Raw genomic sequence first — 22,153 nt, forward strand, 5'->3', positions numbered from 1 at the left:
GTCACCCGGCCTTGGCGACGCGCTCGGCGCGCTGCGCGGGATGGCGCATCGCGCGGCGCACGTCGAGGTCGCGGCTCGCAAGCCGCTCGATGGCGGCGGAGGCGTCGGCGAGGTTCTGGCGGTAGCCGGTGATGGCGCGGGCCAGGAAGTTGTAGATCACCACGGCGGGAATGGCGGCGACAAGGCCGATGGCCGTCGCAAGAAGGGCTTCGGCGATGCCGGGAGCGACGATGGCGAGATTGGTGGTCTGCGCCTTCGAGATGCCGATGAACGAATTCATGATGCCCCAGACGGTGCCGAACAGGCCCACGAAGGGCGCGGTCGAGCCGATGGTGGCGAGAAGGCCCGTGCCCTTGGCGATGCGGCGCCCCGCATGGACTTCCATGCGGGTGAGGCGCGAGGCGATGCGCTCCTTCACGCCGCCGTCGGAGACGTGGTCGAGGACGGCCTCCGAAGCGTCCATCTCGTCGCGCGCGGCACGCGTCATGCGGCCGACGACGCCGCGGTTGCCGCCGACGGCTTCCTCGCCGTCCTCCAGGCCGCGGGCGGCGGTGAGCTGGCGCACGGCCCGGCTGGCCGAGCGCTGTGCGCCGCCAAGTTCGGCGAGCTTGACGAGCAGGACCGTCCAGGTGACGACCGAGGCGAAGGCGAGGCCGATCATCACGCCCTTGACGACGATATCGGCCGCCATGAACATGCCCCAGGGGGAAAGATCGTGCGGCAGGCCAGCCTGCCGCTCGCCGGCGATGTCGAGCGTTGCCGTCTCCTCGTCATCGGCCGGGGCCGTCATGTCGGTTTCGGTAGTGGTTGATGCGCCGGCCGCGTTTTCGACGGCCGTCGGACGCGACGTCGTATCCGTCGTCGCGCTGCCGCTTGCCGCCGTGCTTGCGGATTGTCCGGCTTCCGGCTGGCTGTCCGTCTGGACCGCGGGGGTCTCCTGCGTCTGCGCCGAAACGGCGTGCGGAGCGGCAAGCCCCATCAGGATGATCGCAAAGTACAGTCGAGACCGTTTCAGCACGGCATATTCCTCTTGCATGGCGCAGTTCGGGCGACGCCCGTTTGAAAGACAGGGTGTGCGGCACCCTGAAACCTCCGTGCTCAATACGACATTATGCCCGGCGCAGGCAATAATATGTTGAGTAATTTATTCATGATAAGTTGGGAAATCACAGGTCGCGCTTTTTGCGCGCAACCGCCTGCCGCCTATGGACACCCGCCCCGAAACCGCACTAAGAGAATTGCAACGCATCCGGCACGGGCCGGGCCTTTGCGCCGGTCTTCGCCGTTTTATTCTAAGGGCCAGAGATGATTGACTACAAAGCAGCGCGCACGAAGATGGTGGACAACCAGATCCGTACGACGGATGTGACGTCGCATGAGGTGCTCGACGCCTTCCTGACGGTTCCGCGCGAAGAATTCGTGCCCGCGGCTGTAAAGCCGCTCGCCTATATCGACAACGATATCCAGCTTGCGCCCGGCCGCTTCCTCATGGAGCCATCGCCGCTCGCCAAGCTGATCCAGCTCGCCGATATTGCCCCGAACGATATCGTGCTGGAAGTCGGTTGCGGCACCGGCTACGCCTCGGCGCTCCTGTCGAAGCTCGGCAGCTCGGTCGTGGCGCTGGAAAGCGAGGCCGAACTTGCCGCGAGCGCGACGGAAACCCTCGCCCGCCTCGGCTATGACAATGTCGCCGTCGTTTCCGGCGACCTTGAGGGCGGATATGCCCCGGAGGCCCCTTACGACGCCGTCTTCGTGCACGGTGCGGTCGAGTTCGTGCCGGAGGCGCTGTTCGCGCAGCTTCGCGATGGCGGCCGCCTCGTCGTGGTCGAGGGCTACGGCAATGCCTCCCAGGCGCGCCTCTATATCAAGGAGAGCGGCCGCGTGGCCGAGCGCAACGCCTTCAATACGGCTGTCAAGCCGCTGCCGGGCTTCCGCAAGGCGAAGGAGTTCGTCTTCTGACACTGCTGCATGCAGCGTGAAATCCAAAGGCCCGTCCGCTCGTGCGCGGCGGGCCTTTTTCGTTTCCCTTGGCAGCGCAAACAAATCTGTGCATCACTCATGGCATTGTGATTCGCAGCGATTTAGTTCGCCGACGAACTCGCCTAGGGTTTTCGGGATGTCGGGTATGGCTCCGGAGCAATTCCAGCAAAAGCGCATTGCGGTTTTGCAGTCGGAATGCGCTGAACGAGGGGCCGGCTGCGGACGCCGCAGAGAACGGGGATAGAAATGGCTCAGCCGAATGTAGCGCGTGAACCGTCCATGGATGAGATCCTGGCGTCGATCCGCAAGATCATCGAAAACAACGAAGCACAGCCCGACCTTGCCGCGGATGCCGACGAGGACGAGGGTTTTGCGATCACCACTGAGAGCCATGCGAGCCTCATGGATCATCCCGCCGTGGTCGACCGCTTCCATTCGGAAGAGGAGCAGCGCACCGTGGTGCAGCCGTTCCAGCGGAGCGAGCCGGGGCAGGGCAGTCAGCCGGCCCTGTCGCTGGCCGACGTCGCCGCGCGCGTGCGGGCTGCATCCGAGCGCCATGTCGCCGCCAACCGGGAAAATGCAGAGCCGGCCGCCATCGAGCCGGAACCGGTGCGCGAGGAAAGCCCGCTTGTCGCCGCCGGCCTGACCGAGGCGAGCCGTCCTGTTCCCGCCGAAAAGGTGGAGCCTGTCATGGAAGAGACGGTGACCATCGAGCCTGTTCTGGCGATTGCCGAGCCTGCGGCTCCGAGCCGCGATATCGCCGCCCTCGTTTCGCCCGCGGTCGGCGAGCGTGTCGCGCAGTCCTTCGGCGCGCTGGCCGAGGCCATCGACGCCGGCCCGCGCCGCTCCTTCGACGAGATCGCCGAGGACATGCTGCGTCCGATGCTGCAGGAATGGCTCGATGATAACTTGCCGACGCTCGTAGAGCGGCTGGTGCGCGAAGAGATCGAACGGGTGGCGCGCGGCCCGCGCCGCTGACCGACGCCGCCGTTCTTCAAGGAAAAATGAATTGAGCCGCGCCGGAACCCCCGGCGCGGCTTTTCTTCTGGTATTGTTGACTCCACGCCGGCCATCCGGTTTACAAATCCCACCGACAAACAGCAGGCCACGCACGAAAATGCTTGAAAAAAATTATGATTCCGCAGCGGTCGAGCCGCGAATTGCCAAGATGTGGGACGACGCGGACGCCTTCCGCGCCGGCGAGGGGGCAAAGCCCGGCGCCGAGACCTTCACCATCGTCATCCCGCCGCCGAACGTGACCGGCTCCCTGCATATGGGCCACGCGCTCAACAACACACTGCAGGACATCATGGTCCGCTTCGAGCGCATGCGCGGCAAGGACGTGCTGTGGCAGCCGGGCATGGACCATGCCGGCATCGCGACCCAGATGGTCGTAGAGCGCAAGCTTGCCGCCGAAAAGCTTCCCGGCCGCCGCGAGATGGGCCGCGAGGCCTTCGTCGAGAAGGTCTGGGAGTGGAAGGCGGAATCGGGCGGCCTGATCTTCAACCAGCTGAAGCGCCTCGGCGCCTCCTGCGACTGGTCGCGCGAGCGCTTCACCATGGATGAGGGGCTTTCCGAGGCCGTTCTCGAAGTCTTCGTCTCGCTTTACAAGGAAGGCCTGATCTACAAGGACAAGCGTCTTGTGAACTGGGACCCGAAGCTCCTGACCGCGATCTCCGACCTCGAAGTCGAGCAGGTCGAGGTCAACGGCAATCTATGGCACTTGCGCTACCCGCTGGAGCCGGGCGTCACCTACCAGCATCCCGTCGCCTTCGACGAGGACGGCAAGCCGACGGAATTCGAGACGCGCGATTATCTCGTCGTCGCCACGACCCGTCCGGAAACCATGCTGGGCGACACCGGTATCGCGGTGAACCCGGAGGACGAACGCTACAAGTCCATCGTCGGCAAGCATGTCATCCTGCCCATCGTCGGCCGCAAGATCCCGATCGTCGCGGATGAGTATCCGGATCCGACCGCCGGCACCGGCGCCGTCAAGATGACGCCCGCGCACGACTTCAACGACTTCGACGTCGGCAAGCGCCACGATCTGCGTCAGGTCAACGTCCTGACCATCGACGGCAGGATCACGATCAAGGACAACGAGGATTTCCTGGAAGGCCTCGATCATCCCGCAGCGCTGCACGGCGCATGGGACGAGCTTGAAGGCAAGGACCGCTTCGAAGCGCGCAAGATCATCGTCACGATCTTCGAGGAGGCCGGCCTTCTCGACAAGATCGAGCCGCACAAGCATACGGTTCCCCACGGCGACCGCGGTGGCGTGCCGATCGAGCCGCGCCTGACCGAGCAATGGTATGTCGACGCCAAGACGCTCGCCCAGCCGGCCATCGCCTCCGTCCGTGAGGGCCGCACCAACTTCGTGCCGAAGAACTGGGAAAAGACCTATTACGAGTGGATGGAGAACATCCAGCCGTGGTGCGTCTCCCGCCAGCTCTGGTGGGGTCACCAGATTCCTGCCTGGTACGGCCCGGACGGTCAGGTCTTCGTGGAGAAGACCGAGGAGGAGGCGCTGCACGCCGCCATCCAGCACTACATTGCCCATGAAGGCCCGTGGAAGGCCTGGGTCGAGGAGAAGCTGGAGAATTTTGCGCCGGGCGAGATCCTGACGCGCGACGAGGACGTGCTCGACACCTGGTTTTCCTCGGCCCTCTGGCCGTTCTCGACGCTCGGCTGGCCGGAACAGACCAGGGAGCTGGAGAGATATTACCAGACCGACGTTCTCGTCACCGGCTTCGACATCATCTTCTTCTGGGTCGCCCGCATGATGATGATGGGCCTGCACTTCATGAAGGACGAGTTCGGCAATCCGGTCGAACCGTTCCACACTGTCTATGTTCACGCGCTGGTGCGCGACAAGAACGGGCAGAAGATGTCGAAGTCGAAGGGCAACGTCATCGACCCGCTCGAGCTGATCGACGAATACGGTGCGGACGCGCTGCGCTTCACGCTGGCCATCATGGCCGCGCAGGGTCGCGACGTTAAGCTCGATCCGGCCCGCATCGCCGGCTACCGCAACTTCGGCACCAAGCTGTGGAACGCCACGCGCTTTGCCGAGATGAACGGCGTGAAGGCCGATCCGAAGTTCGTGCCGGAGACGGCGTCGCTGACAATCAACCGCTGGATCCTGACCGAGCTTGCCCGCACGGCGCGCGACGTCACCGAGGCCATCGAGACCTACCGCTTCAACGATGCGGCCGGTACGCTCTACCGCTTCATCTGGAACCAGTTCTGCGACTGGTACCTGGAACTCCTGAAGCCGGTGTTCATCGGCGAGGACGAGGCCGCCAAGGCGGAATCGCAGGCCTGCGCCGCCTATGTGCTGGAAGAGACCTACAAGCTCCTCCACCCCTTCATGCCCTTCATGACGGAAGAGCTGTGGGCGCATACCGCGGGCGAGGGCGTGACGCGCGACAGCATGATCTGCCACGCTTCCTGGCCGACGCCGGCCTATGCGGACGACGCGGCGGCCGACGAGATCAACTGGCTGGTCGATCTTGTCACCGGCATCCGTTCCGTCCGCGCCGAGATGAACGTGCCGCCGAGCGCGACGGCTCCCCTCGTCGTCGTGGGCGCCAACGCGCTGACGAAGGCGCGGCTCGCCACGCACGATTCGGCGATCCGCCGTCTTGCCCGCGTCGAGGACATTCGTCTCGAGGATACCGCCCCGAAGGGCGCTGCGCAGATCGTCGTCGGCGAGGCGACCGCCTGCCTGCCGCTCGGCAGCCTGATCGACCTTGCCGCCGAAAAGGCCCGTCTCGAAAAGGCGATCGACAAGGCGAAGGCGGAGGCCGCGCGCATCGAAGGCAAGCTGTCGAACGAAAAGTTCGTCGCCAACGCCAAGCCTGAAGTGGTCGAGACCGAGCGTGAGCGCATGGCCGAGCTTGACCAGCAGCTCGCAAGCCTCTCGGTAGCGCTCGCCCGCGTCAGCGAAGCGGGTTGATTCTCCACTCCCACCACTGGAAGACCTGAAAACCGCGCCGGAAGCCCCGGCGCGGTTTTCTATTCGCGGAGGGGAATGCAAAATTTCGGTTGTGTTCAAAATGTGACACGATTGTATCCGTGCGCGAGAAAATTCTAAATTTTCCCTGTTTGTAGTTCTTGCGTGGAATTTTATTTCAGTTGCCTTGAGTGTTGAGGGGCTTCAGAAAAATCTTACGTAATTTAATGACTGCTTCCCGCAAATCATCGATGGGAAGTGGGGTTTGCCAAGGCGGCGCGGGTCTTCGATAGTCCTTTTCGGATAGGCGCAGGACGAGGAAACTGTAGTTTGTGCCGGGATTTCGCAGGGGAGGATTTCATGCGTAAGAATAAACTTGGCCTCGGCGCGATGGCGGCGATCTCGCTGCTCGCGGCCACGTCCGCTCATGCCGGCGGTCTGGAGCGTGGCGGCTACAATATCGATCTGTTGTTCGATCCCTCGGACTATGCGGCGGAAGCGGCAGTTACCTATGTTAATCCGCAGCGCAAGCTTAATAACGTTCGCGACAGCGATACCGGTTTAAATCCCATAGGTGGCGGTAACTTGAATAATCGCCCGAACAACGGCATTGGCGCGACAGAAGGTTACTGGGTTCCGCGGGTCGGTTTCAAGGCTTCGATCGGCGATGCCGTCAACTGCATGGCTGATTATTCCGAGCCTTGGGGCGCTCACTTGAACCAAGGAGCCAATTGGGCCGGCGCAAACGAGAATATCGAAATCAAGATTGATACCGAAAACTATGCGGCGACTTGCTCCTACTCCTTCGATGTCGGGCCAGGACAATTGCGCCTGATCGGTGGTGGTTTCTATCAGGAGGTATCTGGCTTCCAAGAGCGCCTCGTGGCTGATCCCATTGGTCTTGGCCTTGGTCCGCTCACGGGCGTTGGCCGCCTTGATATGAAAGGTGATGGCTGGGGCTGGCGTGCGGGCGTAGCCTATGAAATCGAGGAATATGCGCTGCGTACAAGCCTCGTCTATAACAGCGCCGTCGATCTGGATAATCTCAGCGGCACCCTGAATTTGACGCAGCTTCCGGCAGGGGTGACTCCTATTACGGGCAAGATTACTCCGGTCTACGGTTCCGTCAGCCTGCCGGATTCGCTTGAGTTCAAGTTCCAGACTGGTATCGCTCCCAATTGGCTGGCTTTCGGCTCGGTCAAGTGGACTGATTGGAGTCAGCTTCAGAGCATACCCTTCTGTGCCAAGGGAACGGGGCCTTGCGTTCCAGGCCTCCCAACGGGTTCATCGAATCCTGAACTCACCTCGATCGACCTCCTCTATCGTGACGGCTGGACGGTTAGCGGTGGCGTTGGCCACAAGTTCAACGACCAGTGGAGCGGCGCTCTCAGCCTCACCTGGGACCGTGGCGTGAGCACGGGTGTCGGCACGCATACGGATACCTGGACCGTTGGCGCCGGCGTGTCCTATGCCGCGACCGAGAATATCGAACTGCGCCTTGCCGGTGCTCTCGGCCTGCTGACGAGCGGTTCGTCCGGCGCGACCACCAGGGACGGTCGTACATACGGTCAGCGCGCGTCCTACGACTTCGACAACGACCTCGTGACCGCAATCTCGACCTCGCTGAAGATCAAGTTCTGATCAACGGCACAGGCTGACAAGGATTGGAATCGGGCCTGGCGTCATCGCCAGGCCCTTTTTCTTGGTTAATGTTTTCTTGCCTTCCGGCCCCTTGAATGGGGAAATCACAGCGATGCCTGAAAATATGTGACGGAATCGCAACACATTGTTTTCCAGAGTTTGCTACACCCATGGGCGCGCGTCCAAATGTCCATTTCCCGCCACAAACGGGGCGCAGCGATAGGGACATGTAGACGCGTGGAGCCACGCCAAGGAAACGATGAGCCAGCCGATGTCATTGCCGCCGGAACTGTCGGACGATCGCACGAGACCCGTGCGCTTCCGGCCCGGCGCAAGGAAGAAAGCAAGGCGCGGAATTGTAGACCTGATGCCCAAGTCCGAGTTGATGCCGATGAAAGTAGTGGTAATGGGCCTTTGCCTTTCGCTGTCCTCCTGGATGGCGCCCCAGGCCCTCGCATTCGATCCGCAGTCCGGCGTCAGCAAGGAGAGCGGTCCGTTCGACCTCTTCAAGTTTGGGTTCTTCTCCTACAAGGAGGGGCGCAAGGACGATGCCGTCGAGGCCTATCGCTACGCGGCGGAAAAGGGCCATACCGGCTCGCGCTGGGCGCTCGCCAACATGTATGCCGATGGCGACGGTGTGCCGGAGAACGATCTGGAGGCCTTCAAGATCTACAGCGAGATCGCCCAGGCCGGCGTCGAGCCGGGTTCCGAGGATACGGGCTACTTCGCCAATGCGCTGATCGCTCTCGCCAGCTACTACCGTCGCGGCATTCCCGACAGCCCCGTCAAGATCGACCTTGCGCAGGCGCGCCAACTCTATTTCCAGGCGGCCTCCGCCTTCGGCATTCCTGAAGCCCAATTCCAGCTCGGCCGCATGATGCTGACGGGCGAGGGCGGCTCCGTCAGCGTGCATCAGGCCAAGAAGTGGCTGAACCGCGCGCGCAGCAAGGGCCATGCCGGTGCGATGGGCCTCTTCGGCAACATCATCTTCCAGGAGGGCGACGCCGCCCGGGGCCTCGCTTTCATGACGGCCGCTCTCGACCATTGCCCGCCGAAGGACTGTGGCTGGCTGCAGGCCAATCAGGAAGAAGCCTTCTCCGTCGCCAGCGAGGCGGATCGCCGCAAGGGCGTCGCGCTCGCGCAGAATATCCGGGCCAATCCCGAGGAATAAAGAGCCTGCCCGCAGGCGGCCGGTGGAGCGGCAGGGCTTCAGTCGGCTCTTTCGTCATGTCGAGAGGCTGCCCCGAACATCTGCAACATCTCAGCTCTTCGCTGTATCGATAGATACCCTGCACAAGGCCGAGGATGGCGGCGCTCTGTAAGACCTGTCCGGCCTCAGGCCGCGAAATCCAGCACCGCCACCACCGGAACGTGGTCCGACGGCTTTTCCCAGTTGCGCACATGCTTCTCGATGCCCGTCGAGACGAGGCGGTCGGAGGCCTCGGCCGACAGCATCAGATGGTCGATGCGGATGCCGTTGTTCTTCGGCCAGCACCCCGCCTGGTAATCCCAGAACGTATAAAGCGGCGCGGCATCCGTGGAAGCGCGCACGGCATCGGTGAAACCGAGATTTTCGAGGCGGCGGAAGGCCTGGCGGGTCGGCGGCAGGTAGAGCGCGTCCTTCTCCCACACCTTCACGTCCCAGCAGTCGTGCGGCTCGGGAATGACATTGTAGTCGCCTGCGAGAATCAGCGGTTCCTCCAGCGCGAGCCGGTCCTCGGCGAAGGCGGCGAGTCGGTCCATCCACGAGAGCTTGTAGGGATATTTCACCGGATCGTCCGGCGGGTTGCCGTTCGGAAGATAGAGGCAGCAGAAACGGATGACGCCGCCCTCGACGGAGAAAACGCCCTCGATGAAGCGGGACTGCTCGTCGCCGTCGCCGCCGGGAAGGCCGCGGTTCACCTCGTCGGGGCGGATTTTCGAAAGGAGCGCGACGCCGTTGAAGCCTTTCTGGCCATGGGTCTCGACATGGTAGCCGAGCGCTTCGATCTCGGCGCGCGGAAAGCCCTCGTCGACGGTCTTGATCTCCTGCAGCCCGACGATGTCGGGATTGGATTCCTTCAGCCAGGCGACCAGATTGTCGAGGCGTGCCCGCACGCCGTTGATGTTCCAGGTGGCGATCTTGATCGGCATGCGGGTTTTCTTCCTGATGGTTGCGGTCAGATCGAGAAGCTGGTGCCGCAGCCGCAGCTCGCGACGGCGTTCGGATTCCTGATCTGGAAGGACTGGCCGAGCAGGTTATCGACGAAGTCGATCTCCGAGCCGTCCATGTAGACGAGGGAAAGCTGGTCGATCAGCACCCGGGCATCGTCCTTTTCGAGAAGCAGGTCGTCGTCCTGCCGGTCTTCGACGAGGTCGAACTTGTAGGAAAAGCCGGAGCAGCCGCCGCCCTCGACGGAAACGCGCAGCGCCTGCTTTTCCGGCGCGGCGCCGAGGATGGACGCGATGCGCCGTGCGGCGGCGTCGGAGATGGTTACGGACTTGTCGGTCATGTCTGCCTCCTGCCGGGGTCAAGATCCGGAGAGAATCGCTTGCCTGTTGCGGTGGGCCAGCCTTGCGCCCCAAACCCGGCTCTGCTCGAAACGCTTCCGGCAAAACCTTGAAAAGGCTTGCATTTCATGCGCAGCTTGCAGGCGGGCTTGCCGCTATGCACACTATAGGTATGAAGGCATTGAGGCCGCGTCAATGGGCGGCGTGAATGCAGGTGACGAATGACGTTTGACAGACATGCGCTGGGCTTCGGCGCCGGACAACGCGCCCTCTATGCTTCCGACCCCTGGGCGACCCGCGGTCGGCTTTTCCCGGAGGGGGAGAGCCCGACGCGCTCGGACTTCCAGCGCGACCGCGATCGCATCGTCCATACCACCGCCTTCCGCCGCCTCAAGCACAAGACGCAGGTCTTCATCGCCGCCGACGGCGATCATTACCGCACGCGCCTGACCCATACGATCGAGGTGGCGCAGATCGCCCGCGCGCTGGCCCGCGCCCTGAAGCTCGACGAGGACCTGGCCGAGGGCGTCGCGCTGGTGCACGATTTCGGCCACACGCCCTTCGGCCATACCGGCGAGGATGCGCTGCATGAGGTGCTGGAGCCCTTCGGCGGCTTCGACCACAATGCGCAATCGCTGCGCATCGTCACCAAGCTGGAGCGGCGTTACGCCGATTTCGACGGGCTGAACCTCACCTGGGAAAGTCTCGAAGGCCTCGTCAAGCACAACGGACCGCTGATCGGCCCGACCGGAAAATGCACGCACGGGGAAGACGTGCCGCGGCCGATCCTCGAATATTGCGCTGTGCACGACCTGGAGCTTGGCAGCTTTGCCAGCCTGGAGGCGCAGGTGGCGGCCATCGCCGACGATATTGCCTACAACACGCACGATATCGACGACGGTCTGCGCTCCGGCTTCCTCGATTTCGAGATGCTGGAGGAAGTGCCGTTCCTCGCCAGGCTGATGAAGGAAGTGCGCGACCGCTATCCGGGGCTTGAGGATGCACGCTTCACCCACGAGATCATGCGCCGGCAGATCACGGCCATGGTCGAGGACGTCATCAGCTATGCACAGCAGGCGATCCGTGAGGAGCGTCCCGAAAGCGCCGAGGACGTGCGCAAGGCCCATCGCTGCCTTGCCACGTTTTCCGAGGAAATGTCGGTGACGGACAGGCAGATCAAGAAGCTGTTGTTCTCGCGCATCTATCGCCACCCGGAGGTGATGCGGGTGAGGGCGAATGCCGCCTCGATCCTCACGGACCTCTATCACGCCTATATGGACGACCCGCAGCTCATGCAGGGGCACTACTGGGTGGACCGCATCGCGACCATGCCGGAATCGGCGCGCGCGCGCCATGTCGGCGATTATCTTGCGGGAATGACCGACAACTACGCGATCAACACACATCGCCGTCTGTTTGACCATACCCCCGAATTGCGATAGTCACCCGCCCACCTGAACTTCTTCGCAGGCCTGGCCCCCAAAGGGGCCGCTGCGCGCGGATGGATGAGATGAACCTTTTTACAGATTTCGACAGCAGAATCAAAACCGTACTCGAAAGTCTCGAGATCGTGCGTGAAAAGCGATCCGAACTCGACTTCGGCCGCATCAGCGTCGAACCGCCGCGCGACCAGAGCCATGGCGACGTCGCGACCAATGCGGCGATGGTTCTTGCAAAGCCCCTCGGCCTCAACCCGCGCGCGCTCGCCGATCTCATCGTCGCCGAACTGAAGAACGACCCGGAAGTCGCCGACGTGAGCGTTGCCGGGCCGGGCTTCATCAATGTCCGTCTTTCGGTCGCCTACTGGCAGAAGCTGCTTGCCGCCGTCGTCAAGGCCGGCGCGGACTACGGGCGCGGCTCGCTCGGCGCAGGCCGCAAGGTCAATGTCGAATATGTCTCGGCCAATCCGACAGGTCCGATGCATGTCGGCCATTGCCGCGGCGCGGTGGTGGGCGATGCGCTTGCCAACCTGCTCGCCTTCGCCGGCTATGACGTGACGAAGGAATACTACATCAACGACGCCGGCTCGCAGATCGACGTGCTGGCCCGCTCCGCCTTCCTGCGTTACCGCGAGGCGCTGGGCGAGACCATCGGCGAAATCCCGTCGGGCCTCTATCCGGGCGACTATCTGGTCCCGGTGGGCGAGGCGCTGGCGGCTGAGCATGGCACGTCGCTGCGCGCCATGCCCGAGCAGCAGTGGATGCCGATCGTCAAGGAAAAGACCATCGCGATGATGATGGCGATGATCCGCGAGGATCTCGCCGCCCTCAACGTCCACCACGATATCTTCTTCTCTGAGCGCTCGCTGCACGCCGGCAACGGCGCGCCGATCCGCACCGCCATCAACGACCTCACCTTCAAGGGCCATGTCTACAAGGGCGTGCTGCCGCCGCCGAAGGGGCAGCTTCCGGAAGACTGGGAAGACCGCGAGCAGACGCTCTTCCGCTCGACGGAGGTGGGCGACGATATCGACCGCCCGCTGATCAAGTCGGACGGTTCCTATACGTACTTCGCCGCCGACGTCGCCTACTTCAAGGACAAGTTCGACCGTGGCTTCGACGAGATGATCTATGTGCTCGGCGCGGACCATGGCGGTTACGTCAAGCGCCTGGAGGCCGTCGCCCGCGCCGTCTCCGAGGGGAAGGCGAAGCTGACCGTGCTGCTGTGCCAGCTCGTCAAGCTCTACCGCAACGGCGAGCCGGTGAAGATGTCGAAGCGTTCCGGCGATTTCGTCACGCTGCGCGACGTAGTCGAGGAAGTCGGCCGCGATTCGGTGCGCTTCATGATGCTCTACCGCAAGAACAGCGAGCCGCTCGACTTCGACTTCGCCAAGGTAACCGAGCAGTCCAAGGACAATCCGGTCTTCTACGTGCAATATGCCCATGCGCGCTGCATGTCGGTGTTCCGTCAAGCCGCGGAAGCCTTCCCGGGTCTTGATATCGCCTCGCTCGATCTTGCCGGTGCGATCGCCGGAAACATCTCGGATCCGAGCGAGTTGCAGCTTCTGGCGAAGCTCGCAGAATATCCGCGTGTCGTCGAAGGCGCTGCACTGGCTCAGGAGCCTCATCGCATCGCGTTTTATCTCTATGATCTTGCCAGCGCGTTCCATGGACACTGGAACAAGGGTAAAGAGCAGCCGGAATTACGGTTTGTTAACGATAAAAATAGAGAATTGAGTATCGCCAGACTTGGGCTGGTGCACGCTGTCGCGTCTGTTCTTAAGTCGGGCCTGTCCATTACAGGCACCGCAGCACCGGACGAAATGCGATAACGTCACCATTTACCCACAATAAGCTGGCAAATGCGTTTTTGTAGCTTGTGAGTGGGAAGCAATATGGCAGACAAGAACTTCGCGCGAAGCGGAACCGCTGACACGGATCTCTTGGCAGACGACGATCCGTTGAGCGAGCTTGCCCGTCTCGTCAACTTCGAGCCTCGCCCGGTCCAGGGCGTCGACCGGTCCTTTGCCGAGGGCGCGCAGCCTGCGCCCCGGCATGAGAACCCCGTCCTCGCCCTTGAGGACGAACTTCTCCGCGCCTTCGAACAGTACGATGCGCCTTCGAGCTACGTCGCCGTCGAGCCTGTCGTTGCCGAAAGGGCCGCGCCGCTTCATGTCGAGCCGGTCTTCGAAGCGCCGGCGCCGGTGCCGGTCGTACAGGAGCAGGCATTCGTCATCGATGAGGCGCCGACGCGGGATTTCTCCGCCGACCGCCCGTATCATCGCGAGCCGGCTTTCGCCGATGCACCGTCCTTTGATCCCGCGCCGGAAACGGTTGCCGATCCGGCGCTGCTTCTCGCCGACGAGCTGGAAACGTCCATCCACGATGTTCCTTCGGTCGAGGTCGAGCCGGCCATCCATGCCGGCCAAGTCTTCGCCGACCGGTTCGAGCCGCGTTTCGAGGAGCCGGTGCGCCAGGACGCAGCCGTCGAGCCGCATTTTGCCGAGCCCGTCCATGCCGCCGAACCGCAGCCGACGTTCCTCGGTCTCCAGCCGCTTTCGGCGGACGAAGGCTTTGCGGACGAGATCGGCCTCGATCTGGAACGTGAGCTTGAACTTTCCATCGGCGACGGCTTTGCCGACGATCTGCCGGCCGACGCATCCTTCGTCGAGCCGCTGCCGATTGCCGTTGCGGCCGTCGAGACGCACATCGAGCCGGGTTTCGATAGCTGGACTCCTGCCGCGGCCAGCATCGGACAGGCGGAACCTTTTCATGCCGAGCCTGCTGCTTATGCGGGAGAGGAGCCGCAATTCGTAGCGGACCTTCCGCACGAGACGCGGGAAGAGCGCGCCCGCTCCGCGGCCGAAGCCGAGGCCGCCTGGCAGGTTCAGGCGAGCGAACCCGTCTTTGAGGCGGAGCCGGTCTATCAGGTCGAGTCCATCGAAAAGGGCGAAAGCTACGATCACGACGACCTGCTTGCAGAAATCGAGAGCTTCCCCATGCCGGAGACCCGCTCTCCGCTCGCGGTCGCAACGGTTGCGGCGGCCGCCACAGCGGCGGTGCGCGGGAACACGCCGGCCAATATTTCGGCCATCTTCGGCCGCGCGACGCCCCGGGTCCACCGCGAACCGGCCGTCGAGCAAGTCGCGATGCCCTTCGTCGAACCCGTGATCGCGCCGGTGCAGGCCGTGCAGACGCCTGTCGTCGAAGCGCGCCGAGAGCCGGTTGCGGCAGCAACACCGGTCGCCGAACCCGAACTCGATTTCGAGAACATGGAGTTCGACCTTTCCGATATCGACCTCGATCTGTCGGATTTCACGCTGGATGAAGGCGCTGCGACGCCGGCGGTCAAGCCGGTCGAGGAGAAGGTCGCCGTCGTGCCGCAGCCGGTCGCTTTCGAAACGCCCGTGCGCCGCGAGCCGGCCGTCGCCGTTCCGGTTTCCACCTATACGAAGCCCCAGCCGGTCGCCGTCGAGACCAATGACGGCGCGCTGCCCTTCGACCCGACGATGATCGCCGAGACCGACGTGGGCGTCTCGCCGGTCACGGAACTCGACGTACCGCAGCTTCCCGTCATCGAGAAGGAAAAGCCGCCGGTCTACCAGCCCGACTACGATCTCGATATCGATGCGGAAATGGCGCAGCTCTTCAGCGAGCCGGCGGCAAAGCCGCGCGTCGAGGACATGCCGGCACGCGCTGCTGTCGCCGGAGCGTCCGCCGCCGTCGCTCAGCCGGTTACGCAGATCAACGATGTCGATGATTTCGAGCGCGCGCTGGAGGAAGACTTCCGCCGCTCGCTGAGCCAGCCCGAGCGCATGGCGATCCCGGTCGATCCCGGTCAGGCGAACGTCCTCTATGCGGGTGACGGCTATGATGACGAGGCCGCGCGTCCGCGCCGGGGCCTGATGATCGCAGCATCGATCGCCGGGCTTCTGCTGGTTGGCGGCGCTGGCGCCTATGCCTGGTCCGCCTTCACGGGCGGTTCGGCCGGCTCGGGTGAGCCGCGCGTCATCCTTGCCGACAAGGATCCGATCAAGGTCGTGCCGGCTGAAAAGGGCGGCAAGACCGTGCCGAACCAGGACAAGGCCGTTTATGACCGCGTTGCCGGCGACACCGCCAATGCGCCGCAGCAGGAACAGCTCGTCACCTCCACGGAAGAGCCGGTCGATGTCGTGCAGCGCACGCTGACGCCCGAAACCCTGCCGTTCGACGGACCGGAGGACGGCACCGACATGGCGGATGCCGCCGACGACCAGAGCCGCCTGCTGCCCGGCGTCGACGAGCCGGAAACGGCCTCGGCCGAGACGGCCGGAAAGCCTGTCGTCTCGCCGCGCAAGGTCAAGACCATGATCGTCAAGCCGGACGGCACGCTCGTCGCCCGTGAGGATACGGTCGCCGCGCCGGCCGAGGAAACTGCGGATCTCGACGCGAAGGCGACTGCGACCACCGGCAGCGCGTCCGGCGGCGCGACGGCCAATGCCGTGATCGACTCTGATGCGTCGCTGCGCGCGGAACAGACGGCAGGGGGCAAGCCGCGCTCGGCGCTTGCCGAAGTCGCCGATACACAGGTCGACGACGCCGCGCCGGTGCGTACGGTGAAGACGACGACCATCGGCGCCGATGGCACGGCGGCCAAGGGCGGCAAGGCGCCGGTTCCGGGTACCCGCCCGGCCGACCAGCCCGTCAACGTGGTCGAGACCGTCACCGAGAACGGCAATGTCGCGGCCAAGCAGACCGCTGCGGCTGCCGAGACCCAGAAGACGGCCGAACAGACCGAAGTCGCCGCCGTCGCCCCGGGCAGCTACGTCATCCAGATCGCCTCGCTGCCTTCCGAGGCCGAGGCGCAGAAGACCTACAAGTCGCTCTCTTCTAAGTTCTCGGGCGTCATCGGCGGCCGTGGCGTGGATATCAAGAAGGCGGAAATCCCCAATAAGGGCACGTTCTTCCGCATCCGTATCCCCGCCGGCTCGCGCGAGGAGGCCAACGCCCTCTGCGCCCGTTACAAGAGCGCGGGCGGTAGCTGCCTCGTCACCCGCTGAGGCTTGCATGGACTTTTCCAAGGGGCGCGGACCATGTCCGCGCCCCTCGTCTTTTCCAATCCAACATCTAAGATTGCGGACATGAGCGAATCGAAATCCTTCATTTCGGGCTGCAAGGGCCTGAGCCTCACCGCCGACGAAAAGGCCTTCTTCCGCAGCGAGCGGCCCTGGGGCTTCATCCTCTTCGGCCGCAATATCGGCGAGCCGGCGCAGGTCGCGGACCTGACGGCGGAAATGCGCGACTGCATTGGAGGCGGCGCCGATATCCCCGTCCTGATCGACCAGGAGGGCGGCCGCGTCCAGCGCATCAAGCCGCCTTATGTCCAGCAATATCCGAATGCCGCCGCGCTTGGCGCGATCTATCGCGCGGATGCGGAAAAGGGATTGCGTGCCGCCTGGCTGATGTCGCGCCTGCACGCCTTCGATCTCCTGCGCCTCGGCATCAACGTGGACTGCCTGCCGGTGCTCGACGTCGCCGTTCCGGGCGTGCACGATGTCATCGGCAACCGTGCCTACGGGCAGGAGCCGGAGATCGTTTCGATCATGGGCAAGGCCGCGGCCGAGGGCCTGAAGGCGGGCGGCCTGCTGCCGATCATGAAGCACATGCCGGGCCATGGCCGCACCATGGTCGATTCGCATCACGACCTGCCGGTGGTTCATGCGAGCCGAGAGGAGCTTGAAGCCTGCGATTTCGTGCCCTTCCGCCGCATGAAGGACGAACTGATGGCGATGTCCGCGCACATCGTCTTCACCGCCATCGACGCCGACAATCCGGCGACGACCTCTGCGAAGGTGGTGGAGGAGATCATCCGCGGCTTTATGGGCTTCGACGGCCTGCTGATGTCCGACGACGTCTCGATGAACGCGCTTCGCGGCGATATTGCCGAAAGAACCCGGGGAATCGTCGCCGCCGGCCTCGACATGGTGTTGCATTGCCATGGCATCATGGAGGAAATGATACAGGTGACCGAGAACGCTCCGCCACTTTCGGGCGAAAGCCTGCGGCGGGCGAATGCGGTGCGCGCGGCCTTCCCGGCGCCGGATGGGGCGGACGAGCAGGCGCTGCGCGACGAATTCAACGCCATGATCGCGGTGGCCTGACGGCTGCGACCGCGTCGAAGAGGGGCGATGTGCAGGTAACGGGGTCGAAGCCATCGAGGAAGGGTCGCGGCGCGGATGCGCCGATGGAAGACCTGTGGCAGGACGATGCCGGGGGGCGGGGCCTTTCCGAGGAAAGTCTCGTCGTTGACCTTGCCGGCTTCGAAGGCCCGCTCGACCTGCTCCTGCACCTTGCCCGCACGCAGAAGGTGGACCTGACCCGCATCTCTGTGCTGGCGCTTGCCGAGCAGTATCTCGTCTTCATCGACAAGGCGCGGAAGATCCGCATCGAGCTTGCCGCCGATTATCTCGTCATGGCGGCCTGGCTCGCCTACCTGAAGTCGCGCCTGCTGATCCCCAAACAGGCCAAGGACGACGGTCCTTCCGGTGAGGAGATGGCGGCGAGCCTTGCCTTCCGCCTCAAGCGGCTGGAGGCGATGCGCGACGCCGCTACCAAGCTGGTCAACCGCAACCGTCTCGGCCGCGACGTCTTCGCTCGCGGCATGCCGGAGCATATCCTTACCGAGCGCCGCTCGGCCTTCGAGGCCTCGCTCTACGATCTCCTCAATGCCTACGCGTCGCTGCGCCAGCGCCATGCGGTCACGCAGGTCACCATCGAGAAGCGCAGCGTCTGGTCGCTTTCCGACGCCCGCGAGATCCTGCAGCTGCTGATCGGCGATTTCGAAGACGACTGGACGGCGCTCGACCATTTCATGCTGCGTTATCTGAGCGATCCCGCCGAGCGCACGACGGCGATCGCCAGCGCCTTCGCCGCAACGCTCGAACTCGTGCGGGAGGGGCGGCTGGAGCTTCGGCAGGACGGTGTATTCCAGCCGATCTATCTTCGCCGTGGCCCGAAGGCGGGCGAGGACGGGGAAGACGGGGGCGGGCAGCGTGATTGAGGACGAAGACGTTTCCGGAGAGACGGAGAGCGGCATCGTCGTCGATCCGCGCCGGCTGCATGAGGCGGCGCGGATTGCCGAGGCGCTGGTCTTCGCCTCCGCCGGGCCGGTCTCCGAGACCTATATCGCCGAGCGATTGCCGCGCGGCGTCGACGTGCAGCATGTGCTGCGCGAATTGAAGGGGCTTTATGCCGGCCGGGGCGTGCAGCTCGTGCAGGCCGGCGATGCCTGGGCCTTCCGCACCGCGCCGGACCTCTCCTTCGTCATCCGCACCGACGAGACCGAGGTGCGTAAATTGTCGCGCGCCGCGCTCGAAGTGCTGTCGATCATCGCCTACCACCAGCCGGTGACGCGTGCCGAGATCGAGGACATTCGCGGCGTGCAGACCTCCAAGGGCACGCTCGACGTGCTGATGGAGGCCGGCTGGGTGCGTTTTCGCGGTCGCCGCCGTTCGCCGGGCCGCCCCGTCACGTTCGGCACGACGCGCGATTTCCTCGACCATTTCGGCCTGGAGGAACTGCGCGACCTGCCGGGTCTTGAGGAATTGAAGGGTGCGGGCCTGCTTTCCGGCCGCATCCCGTCGAATTTCCAGGTGCCGCTGCCGCTGGGCGAGGACGAGCTTGCCGAGGACGAGGATCCGATCACCCAGCTCGACCTCGAGGAACTCGGTCTCTTGACACCGGGCGGAAAAGAAGACGAATAGGCGAAGCTTATAGGCCTCGGCTCTCCGGCCGGCGGCAGGGAAAGACTTCGACAATGGCTTCGGACCCGTCAGGCGGGAATGGTATCGAGACGAGACGGGCATCGGCGGTCACCTTCGCGGCGCGCCTCGCCTTCGAGGATATCCATCACAGCTACCACAGCAAGGAAACGATCCGCGGCATATCGCTGACCGCGGAGCCGGGGGAGGTGCTGTGCCTGCTCGGCCCGTCCGGTTCGGGCAAGACGACCCTGCTGCGGATTGCGGCCGGCATCGAGGCGCAGACCTCGGGCCGTGTGCTGCTCAACGATCGCGAGATCGCCGGTCCCGCCGTCTTCCTGCCGCCGGAGCGGCGCGGCGTCGGGCTGATGTTCCAGGATTTTGCGCTGTTTCCACATATGTCGGTGCTCGACAACGTGCGTTTCGGCCTGACGGCCCTGCCGCGCGCCGAGGCGGAGGCGGAGGCGCAGGTGGCGCTGGAGCGCGTCGGCCTTGCGCATTATGCGCAGAAATATCCACATGTCCTGTCGGGCGGCGAGCAGCAGCGAGTGGCGCTTGCCCGCGCGCTTGCGCCGCGCCCCTCGGTGCTCCTGATGGACGAACCGTTCTCTGGGCTCGATTCGCGCCTCAAGGACTCGATCCGCGCCGATACGCTGGCGATTCTGCGCCAGTCGCGCGCCAGCGCCATCGTCGTCACCCACGATGCGGAGGAGGCGATGCGCATGGGCGACAGGATCGCCCTCCTGAAGGACGGCCGGCTCGTGCAGGTCGGCACGGCCGAGGAACTCTATCTCAACCCGCAGAGCATCTTTGCCGCCGCCTTCTTCTCCGAGATCAACGAATTCTCCGGCCATGTGCGCGGCGGCGTCGTGGAAACGCCGCTCGGCAATGTGGACGGCAAGCGTTTCGCGGACGGACAGACGGTGCGCGTCGCCGTACGCCTTTCGGGCCTCACCGTGCACGAGAAGGACGGCGAGACGCCGGCGCGCATATTGTCGCGGCGCTTTCTCGGGGTGGTCGAGCTGCTGGAACTGGCGGTTCCCGGGGCGGACAGGCCGATCCGCGCGCGAGTGCGGGCTGATCAATTGGCACCCGGATTGCGCGACGTCACGCTTTCGGCTAACCACCGCGACATACTGGTATTTGAAAAAGATGGCCGAACGTCTTAAATCGGGGTTCAGGTTTCAACGGGAGTTAAGGGAATGGGTTCTTTCAGCATCTGGCATTGGCTGATCGTTCTGGTGGTTGTGCTGCTGCTGTTCGGCCGCGGCAAGATTCCGGAACTGATGGGTGACGTCGCCAAGGGCATCAAGAGTTTCAAGAAGGGCATGGCCGACGAGGAAGCCTCTGCGGCCGATACGTCCAAGACGGTCGAGCACAAGGCCGACGAGGCCAAGTGATCGCATCCGGCCGGGAACCCCGGTTCCCGGCCCTTGAGGACAATACCCTATGCTTGATGTCGGCTGGACCGAAATACTCGTCATCGCCATCGTCCTGATCATCGTGGTGGGTCCGAAGGACCTGCCGCAGATGTTGCGTACGTTCGGCCGCATGGTCTCCAAGATGCGCGGCATGGCGAGCGATTTCCGCCAGCAGTTCGACGAGGCGCTGCGCGAAGCCGACCTCGACGACGTCAGGAAGACGATCGGCGAGGCGCAGAAGCTCAATCCGCTGAACACCATCCGCGATGCGGTCAATCCGCTGCGCCAGATGGGCGACGAGATCAAGTCCGATCTCCAGAAGGCGACGAGCTTCACGTCCACCCCAGCCGGAAATCCGGCTGAGGGCGCCTCCGACATTCCCGCCGCCGTGTCATCGGAAGCGGGTAAGCCGGCTTCCGCCGAACCCGTCGCCGCAGCGCCGCTGAAGGCCGGGCCGGTCGCCAAGTCTTCGACGAAGAAGGCCGAAGGCGAGGGCGTGAAGACGGCAAAGCCGCGCAAGGCGGCTGCCAAGCCCGAGGCTGAGGCGAAGGCTACCTCCAAAAAAGCTCCGGCCAAGAAGGCGGCCTCCGCAAAGCCGAAGACCGTAAAGACCAAGAAGGACGAGGCATGAGCGGCGATCTTGACGACAAGCCCCAGCCGCTCATCGAGCACCTGATCGAGCTTCGCCAGCGCCTGCTCTGGGCCGTTGGTGCGTTCTTCGTCGCCTTCCTTGTCTGCTTCTATTTCGCCAAGCAGCTCTTCAACCTGCTCGTCCTGCCTTTCAAGTGGGCGGTGGAATGGGCGGGGCTTTCCCATCGCAATGTCGAGCTGATCTATACGGCGCCGCAGGAATTCTTCTTCACGCAGATCAAGGTCGCCATGTTCGGCGCGCTGGTCATCGCCTTTCCGGTGATCGCCCAGCAGATCTACAAGTTCGTCGCTCCCGGTCTTTACAAGAACGAGCGCGCCGCCTTCCTGCCGTTCCTGATCGCATCGCCCATCCTCTTCCTCATCGGCGCGGCGCTGGTGTACTTCTTCTTCACGCCCATGGTCATGTGGTTCTTCCTCGCCATGGAACAGGGCGGCGGCGAGGGGCAGGTCTCCATCCAGCTTCTGCCGAAGGTTTCCGAATATCTCAGCCTGATCATGTCGCTGATCTTCGCCTTCGGCCTCGTCTTTCAGCTTCCGGTCATCTCGTCGCTGCTGGTGCGGTCGGGCTTCATCGACTCGAAGGCTCTGGCGGACAAGCGCAAATACGCCATCGTCATCGCCTTCGTCGTTGCGGCCGTGCTGACGCCGCCCGATCCGGTTTCCCAGATCGGCCTTGCGCTGCCGGCCATCCTTCTCTACGAGATTTCCATCTACACGGCCCGACTCATCGAACGGCAGCGGGCGCGCGCCTCGGAAGCGCAGGATGCGGAAAACGAGGTCGTTGCAACGCCGGACAAAGCCGATTGAGGCTTCGTCGGCGGCGTTGCCGCTAGT

18 protein-coding genes are annotated in these 22,153 nt (G+C 63.9%); 15 read left to right on the forward strand and 3 right to left on the reverse strand.

What is annotated here, in order from left to right:
- Position 1 precedes the first annotated feature (1 nt).
- The gene (gene exbB / locus MOE34_RS08015) at positions 2-1,018 is read right to left on the reverse strand and encodes a tonB-system energizer ExbB (RefSeq protein WP_242222696.1); all 1,017 of its coding nucleotides are present in this window, start codon (positions 1,016-1,018) and stop codon (positions 2-4) included.
- A 290-nt stretch (positions 1,019-1,308) separates the two neighbouring features.
- On the opposite strand from exbB, the gene MOE34_RS08020 reads away from it, so the two are divergent.
- From MOE34_RS08020 to exoR, 5 genes are all read left to right on the forward strand, one after another.
- A complete protein-coding gene (locus MOE34_RS08020; protein WP_242223842.1) occupies positions 1,309-1,959 on the forward strand; it encodes a protein-L-isoaspartate O-methyltransferase family protein in 651 nt (216 codons plus the stop codon).
- A 267-nt stretch (positions 1,960-2,226) separates the two neighbouring features.
- Positions 2,227-2,958 (forward strand): PopZ family protein, encoded by a 732-nt coding sequence (locus MOE34_RS08025; RefSeq protein ID WP_242222698.1) that lies wholly within the window; start codon positions 2,227-2,229, stop codon positions 2,956-2,958.
- A gap of 139 nt (positions 2,959-3,097) precedes the next feature.
- Entirely contained in the window at positions 3,098-5,941 is a 2,844-nt protein-coding gene (locus tag MOE34_RS08030) for a valine--tRNA ligase (protein WP_242222700.1), read from the forward strand.
- Positions 5,942-6,298: 357 nt separating this feature from the next.
- The gene (locus MOE34_RS08035; protein ID WP_242222702.1) at positions 6,299-7,579 is read left to right on the forward strand and encodes an OmpP1/FadL family transporter; all 1,281 of its coding nucleotides are present in this window, start codon (positions 6,299-6,301) and stop codon (positions 7,577-7,579) included.
- A gap of 391 nt (positions 7,580-7,970) precedes the next feature.
- Entirely contained in the window at positions 7,971-8,750 is a 780-nt protein-coding gene (exoR, locus tag MOE34_RS08040; RefSeq protein ID WP_431522432.1) for an exopolysaccharide production regulator ExoR, read from the forward strand.
- Positions 8,751-8,914: 164 nt separating this feature from the next.
- On the opposite strand, the gene xth is transcribed toward exoR, so the two are convergent.
- Both xth and erpA read right to left on the reverse strand, forming a co-directional pair.
- Positions 8,915-9,706, reverse strand: coding sequence for an exodeoxyribonuclease III (xth, locus tag MOE34_RS08045; RefSeq protein WP_242223843.1), 792 nt, complete (start codon positions 9,704-9,706; stop codon positions 8,915-8,917).
- Positions 9,707-9,738: 32 nt separating this feature from the next.
- Complete coding sequence (erpA, locus tag MOE34_RS08050) at positions 9,739-10,071, reverse strand: iron-sulfur cluster insertion protein ErpA (RefSeq protein WP_242222705.1); 333 nt, start codon at positions 10,069-10,071, stop codon at positions 9,739-9,741.
- A gap of 219 nt (positions 10,072-10,290) precedes the next feature.
- Between erpA and MOE34_RS08055 the strand changes: the two genes are divergently transcribed.
- The 10 genes from MOE34_RS08055 (at position 10,291) to tatC (ending at position 22,126) form a co-directional block, all read left to right on the forward strand.
- On the forward strand, positions 10,291-11,511 hold the full coding sequence (locus MOE34_RS08055; RefSeq protein WP_242222707.1) for a deoxyguanosinetriphosphate triphosphohydrolase: 1,221 nt from the start codon (positions 10,291-10,293) through the stop codon (positions 11,509-11,511).
- Positions 11,512-11,579: 68 nt separating this feature from the next.
- Positions 11,580-13,340: an arginine--tRNA ligase gene (argS, locus tag MOE34_RS08060; RefSeq protein ID WP_242222709.1), complete on the forward strand. Its 1,761-nt coding sequence runs from the start codon at positions 11,580-11,582 to the stop codon at positions 13,338-13,340.
- A 63-nt stretch (positions 13,341-13,403) separates the two neighbouring features.
- On the forward strand, positions 13,404-16,547 hold the full coding sequence (locus MOE34_RS08065) for an SPOR domain-containing protein (protein WP_242222710.1): 3,144 nt from the start codon (positions 13,404-13,406) through the stop codon (positions 16,545-16,547).
- Positions 16,548-16,628: 81 nt separating this feature from the next.
- Positions 16,629-17,648 (forward strand): beta-N-acetylhexosaminidase, encoded by a 1,020-nt coding sequence (nagZ, locus tag MOE34_RS08070; protein ID WP_242222712.1) that lies wholly within the window; start codon positions 16,629-16,631, stop codon positions 17,646-17,648.
- Positions 17,649-17,731: 83 nt separating this feature from the next.
- Positions 17,732-18,547 carry a segregation and condensation protein A gene (locus tag MOE34_RS08075; RefSeq protein WP_242222714.1) on the forward strand — a complete coding sequence of 272 codons (816 nt, stop codon included), beginning with the start codon at positions 17,732-17,734 and terminating at the stop codon, positions 18,545-18,547.
- Positions 18,543-19,250, forward strand: coding sequence for an SMC-Scp complex subunit ScpB (gene scpB, locus MOE34_RS08080; protein ID WP_431522433.1), 708 nt, complete (start codon positions 18,543-18,545; stop codon positions 19,248-19,250). Before MOE34_RS08075 ends, scpB begins: the two co-directional genes overlap by 5 nt.
- A gap of 53 nt (positions 19,251-19,303) precedes the next feature.
- Positions 19,304-20,416, forward strand: coding sequence for an ABC transporter ATP-binding protein (locus tag MOE34_RS08085; protein WP_242222715.1), 1,113 nt, complete (start codon positions 19,304-19,306; stop codon positions 20,414-20,416).
- Positions 20,417-20,449: 33 nt separating this feature from the next.
- Positions 20,450-20,647, forward strand: coding sequence for a twin-arginine translocase TatA/TatE family subunit (locus MOE34_RS08090; protein WP_160784624.1), 198 nt, complete (start codon positions 20,450-20,452; stop codon positions 20,645-20,647).
- Between the two features lie 49 nt (positions 20,648-20,696).
- Positions 20,697-21,299 (forward strand): Sec-independent protein translocase protein TatB, encoded by a 603-nt coding sequence (tatB, locus tag MOE34_RS08095; RefSeq protein ID WP_242222718.1) that lies wholly within the window; start codon positions 20,697-20,699, stop codon positions 21,297-21,299.
- Positions 21,296-22,126, forward strand: a complete 831-nt coding sequence (tatC, locus tag MOE34_RS08100) for a twin-arginine translocase subunit TatC (RefSeq protein WP_160784622.1) — start codon at positions 21,296-21,298, stop codon at positions 22,124-22,126. Before tatB ends, tatC begins: the two co-directional genes overlap by 4 nt.
- The last annotated feature ends 27 nt before the right edge of the window (positions 22,127-22,153 follow it).

Origin of the sequence: Shinella zoogloeoides, from assembly GCF_022682305.1 — a bacterium.
In the GTDB taxonomy this organism is placed as follows: Bacteria; Pseudomonadota; Alphaproteobacteria; order Rhizobiales; family Rhizobiaceae; genus Shinella; species Shinella zoogloeoides_B.

Bases quoted from the DNA above. Each gene is read 5' to 3' on its own strand.
- exoR (WP_431522432.1), top strand. From the start codon at position 7,971: ATGAAAGTAGTGGTAATGGGCCTTTGCCTTTCGCTGTCCTCCTGGATG.
- MOE34_RS08075 (WP_242222714.1), top strand. From the start codon at position 17,732: ATGGAAGACCTGTGGCAGGACGATGCCGGGGGGCGGGGCCTTTCCGAG.
- MOE34_RS08030 (WP_242222700.1), top strand. From the start codon at position 3,098: ATGCTTGAAAAAAATTATGATTCCGCAGCGGTCGAGCCGCGAATTGCC.
- argS (WP_242222709.1), top strand. From the start codon at position 11,580: ATGAACCTTTTTACAGATTTCGACAGCAGAATCAAAACCGTACTCGAA.
- MOE34_RS08085 (WP_242222715.1), top strand. From the start codon at position 19,304: ATGGCTTCGGACCCGTCAGGCGGGAATGGTATCGAGACGAGACGGGCA.
- MOE34_RS08055 (WP_242222707.1), top strand. From the start codon at position 10,291: ATGACGTTTGACAGACATGCGCTGGGCTTCGGCGCCGGACAACGCGCC.
- tatB (WP_242222718.1), top strand. From the start codon at position 20,697: ATGCTTGATGTCGGCTGGACCGAAATACTCGTCATCGCCATCGTCCTG.
- MOE34_RS08035 (WP_242222702.1), top strand. From the start codon at position 6,299: ATGCGTAAGAATAAACTTGGCCTCGGCGCGATGGCGGCGATCTCGCTG.
- erpA (WP_242222705.1), bottom strand. From the start codon at position 10,071: ATGACCGACAAGTCCGTAACCATCTCCGACGCCGCCGCACGGCGCATC.
- nagZ (WP_242222712.1), top strand. From the start codon at position 16,629: ATGAGCGAATCGAAATCCTTCATTTCGGGCTGCAAGGGCCTGAGCCTC.
- MOE34_RS08065 (WP_242222710.1), top strand. From the start codon at position 13,404: ATGGCAGACAAGAACTTCGCGCGAAGCGGAACCGCTGACACGGATCTC.
- MOE34_RS08090 (WP_160784624.1), top strand. From the start codon at position 20,450: ATGGGTTCTTTCAGCATCTGGCATTGGCTGATCGTTCTGGTGGTTGTG.
- tatC (WP_160784622.1), top strand. From the start codon at position 21,296: ATGAGCGGCGATCTTGACGACAAGCCCCAGCCGCTCATCGAGCACCTG.
- MOE34_RS08025 (WP_242222698.1), top strand. From the start codon at position 2,227: ATGGCTCAGCCGAATGTAGCGCGTGAACCGTCCATGGATGAGATCCTG.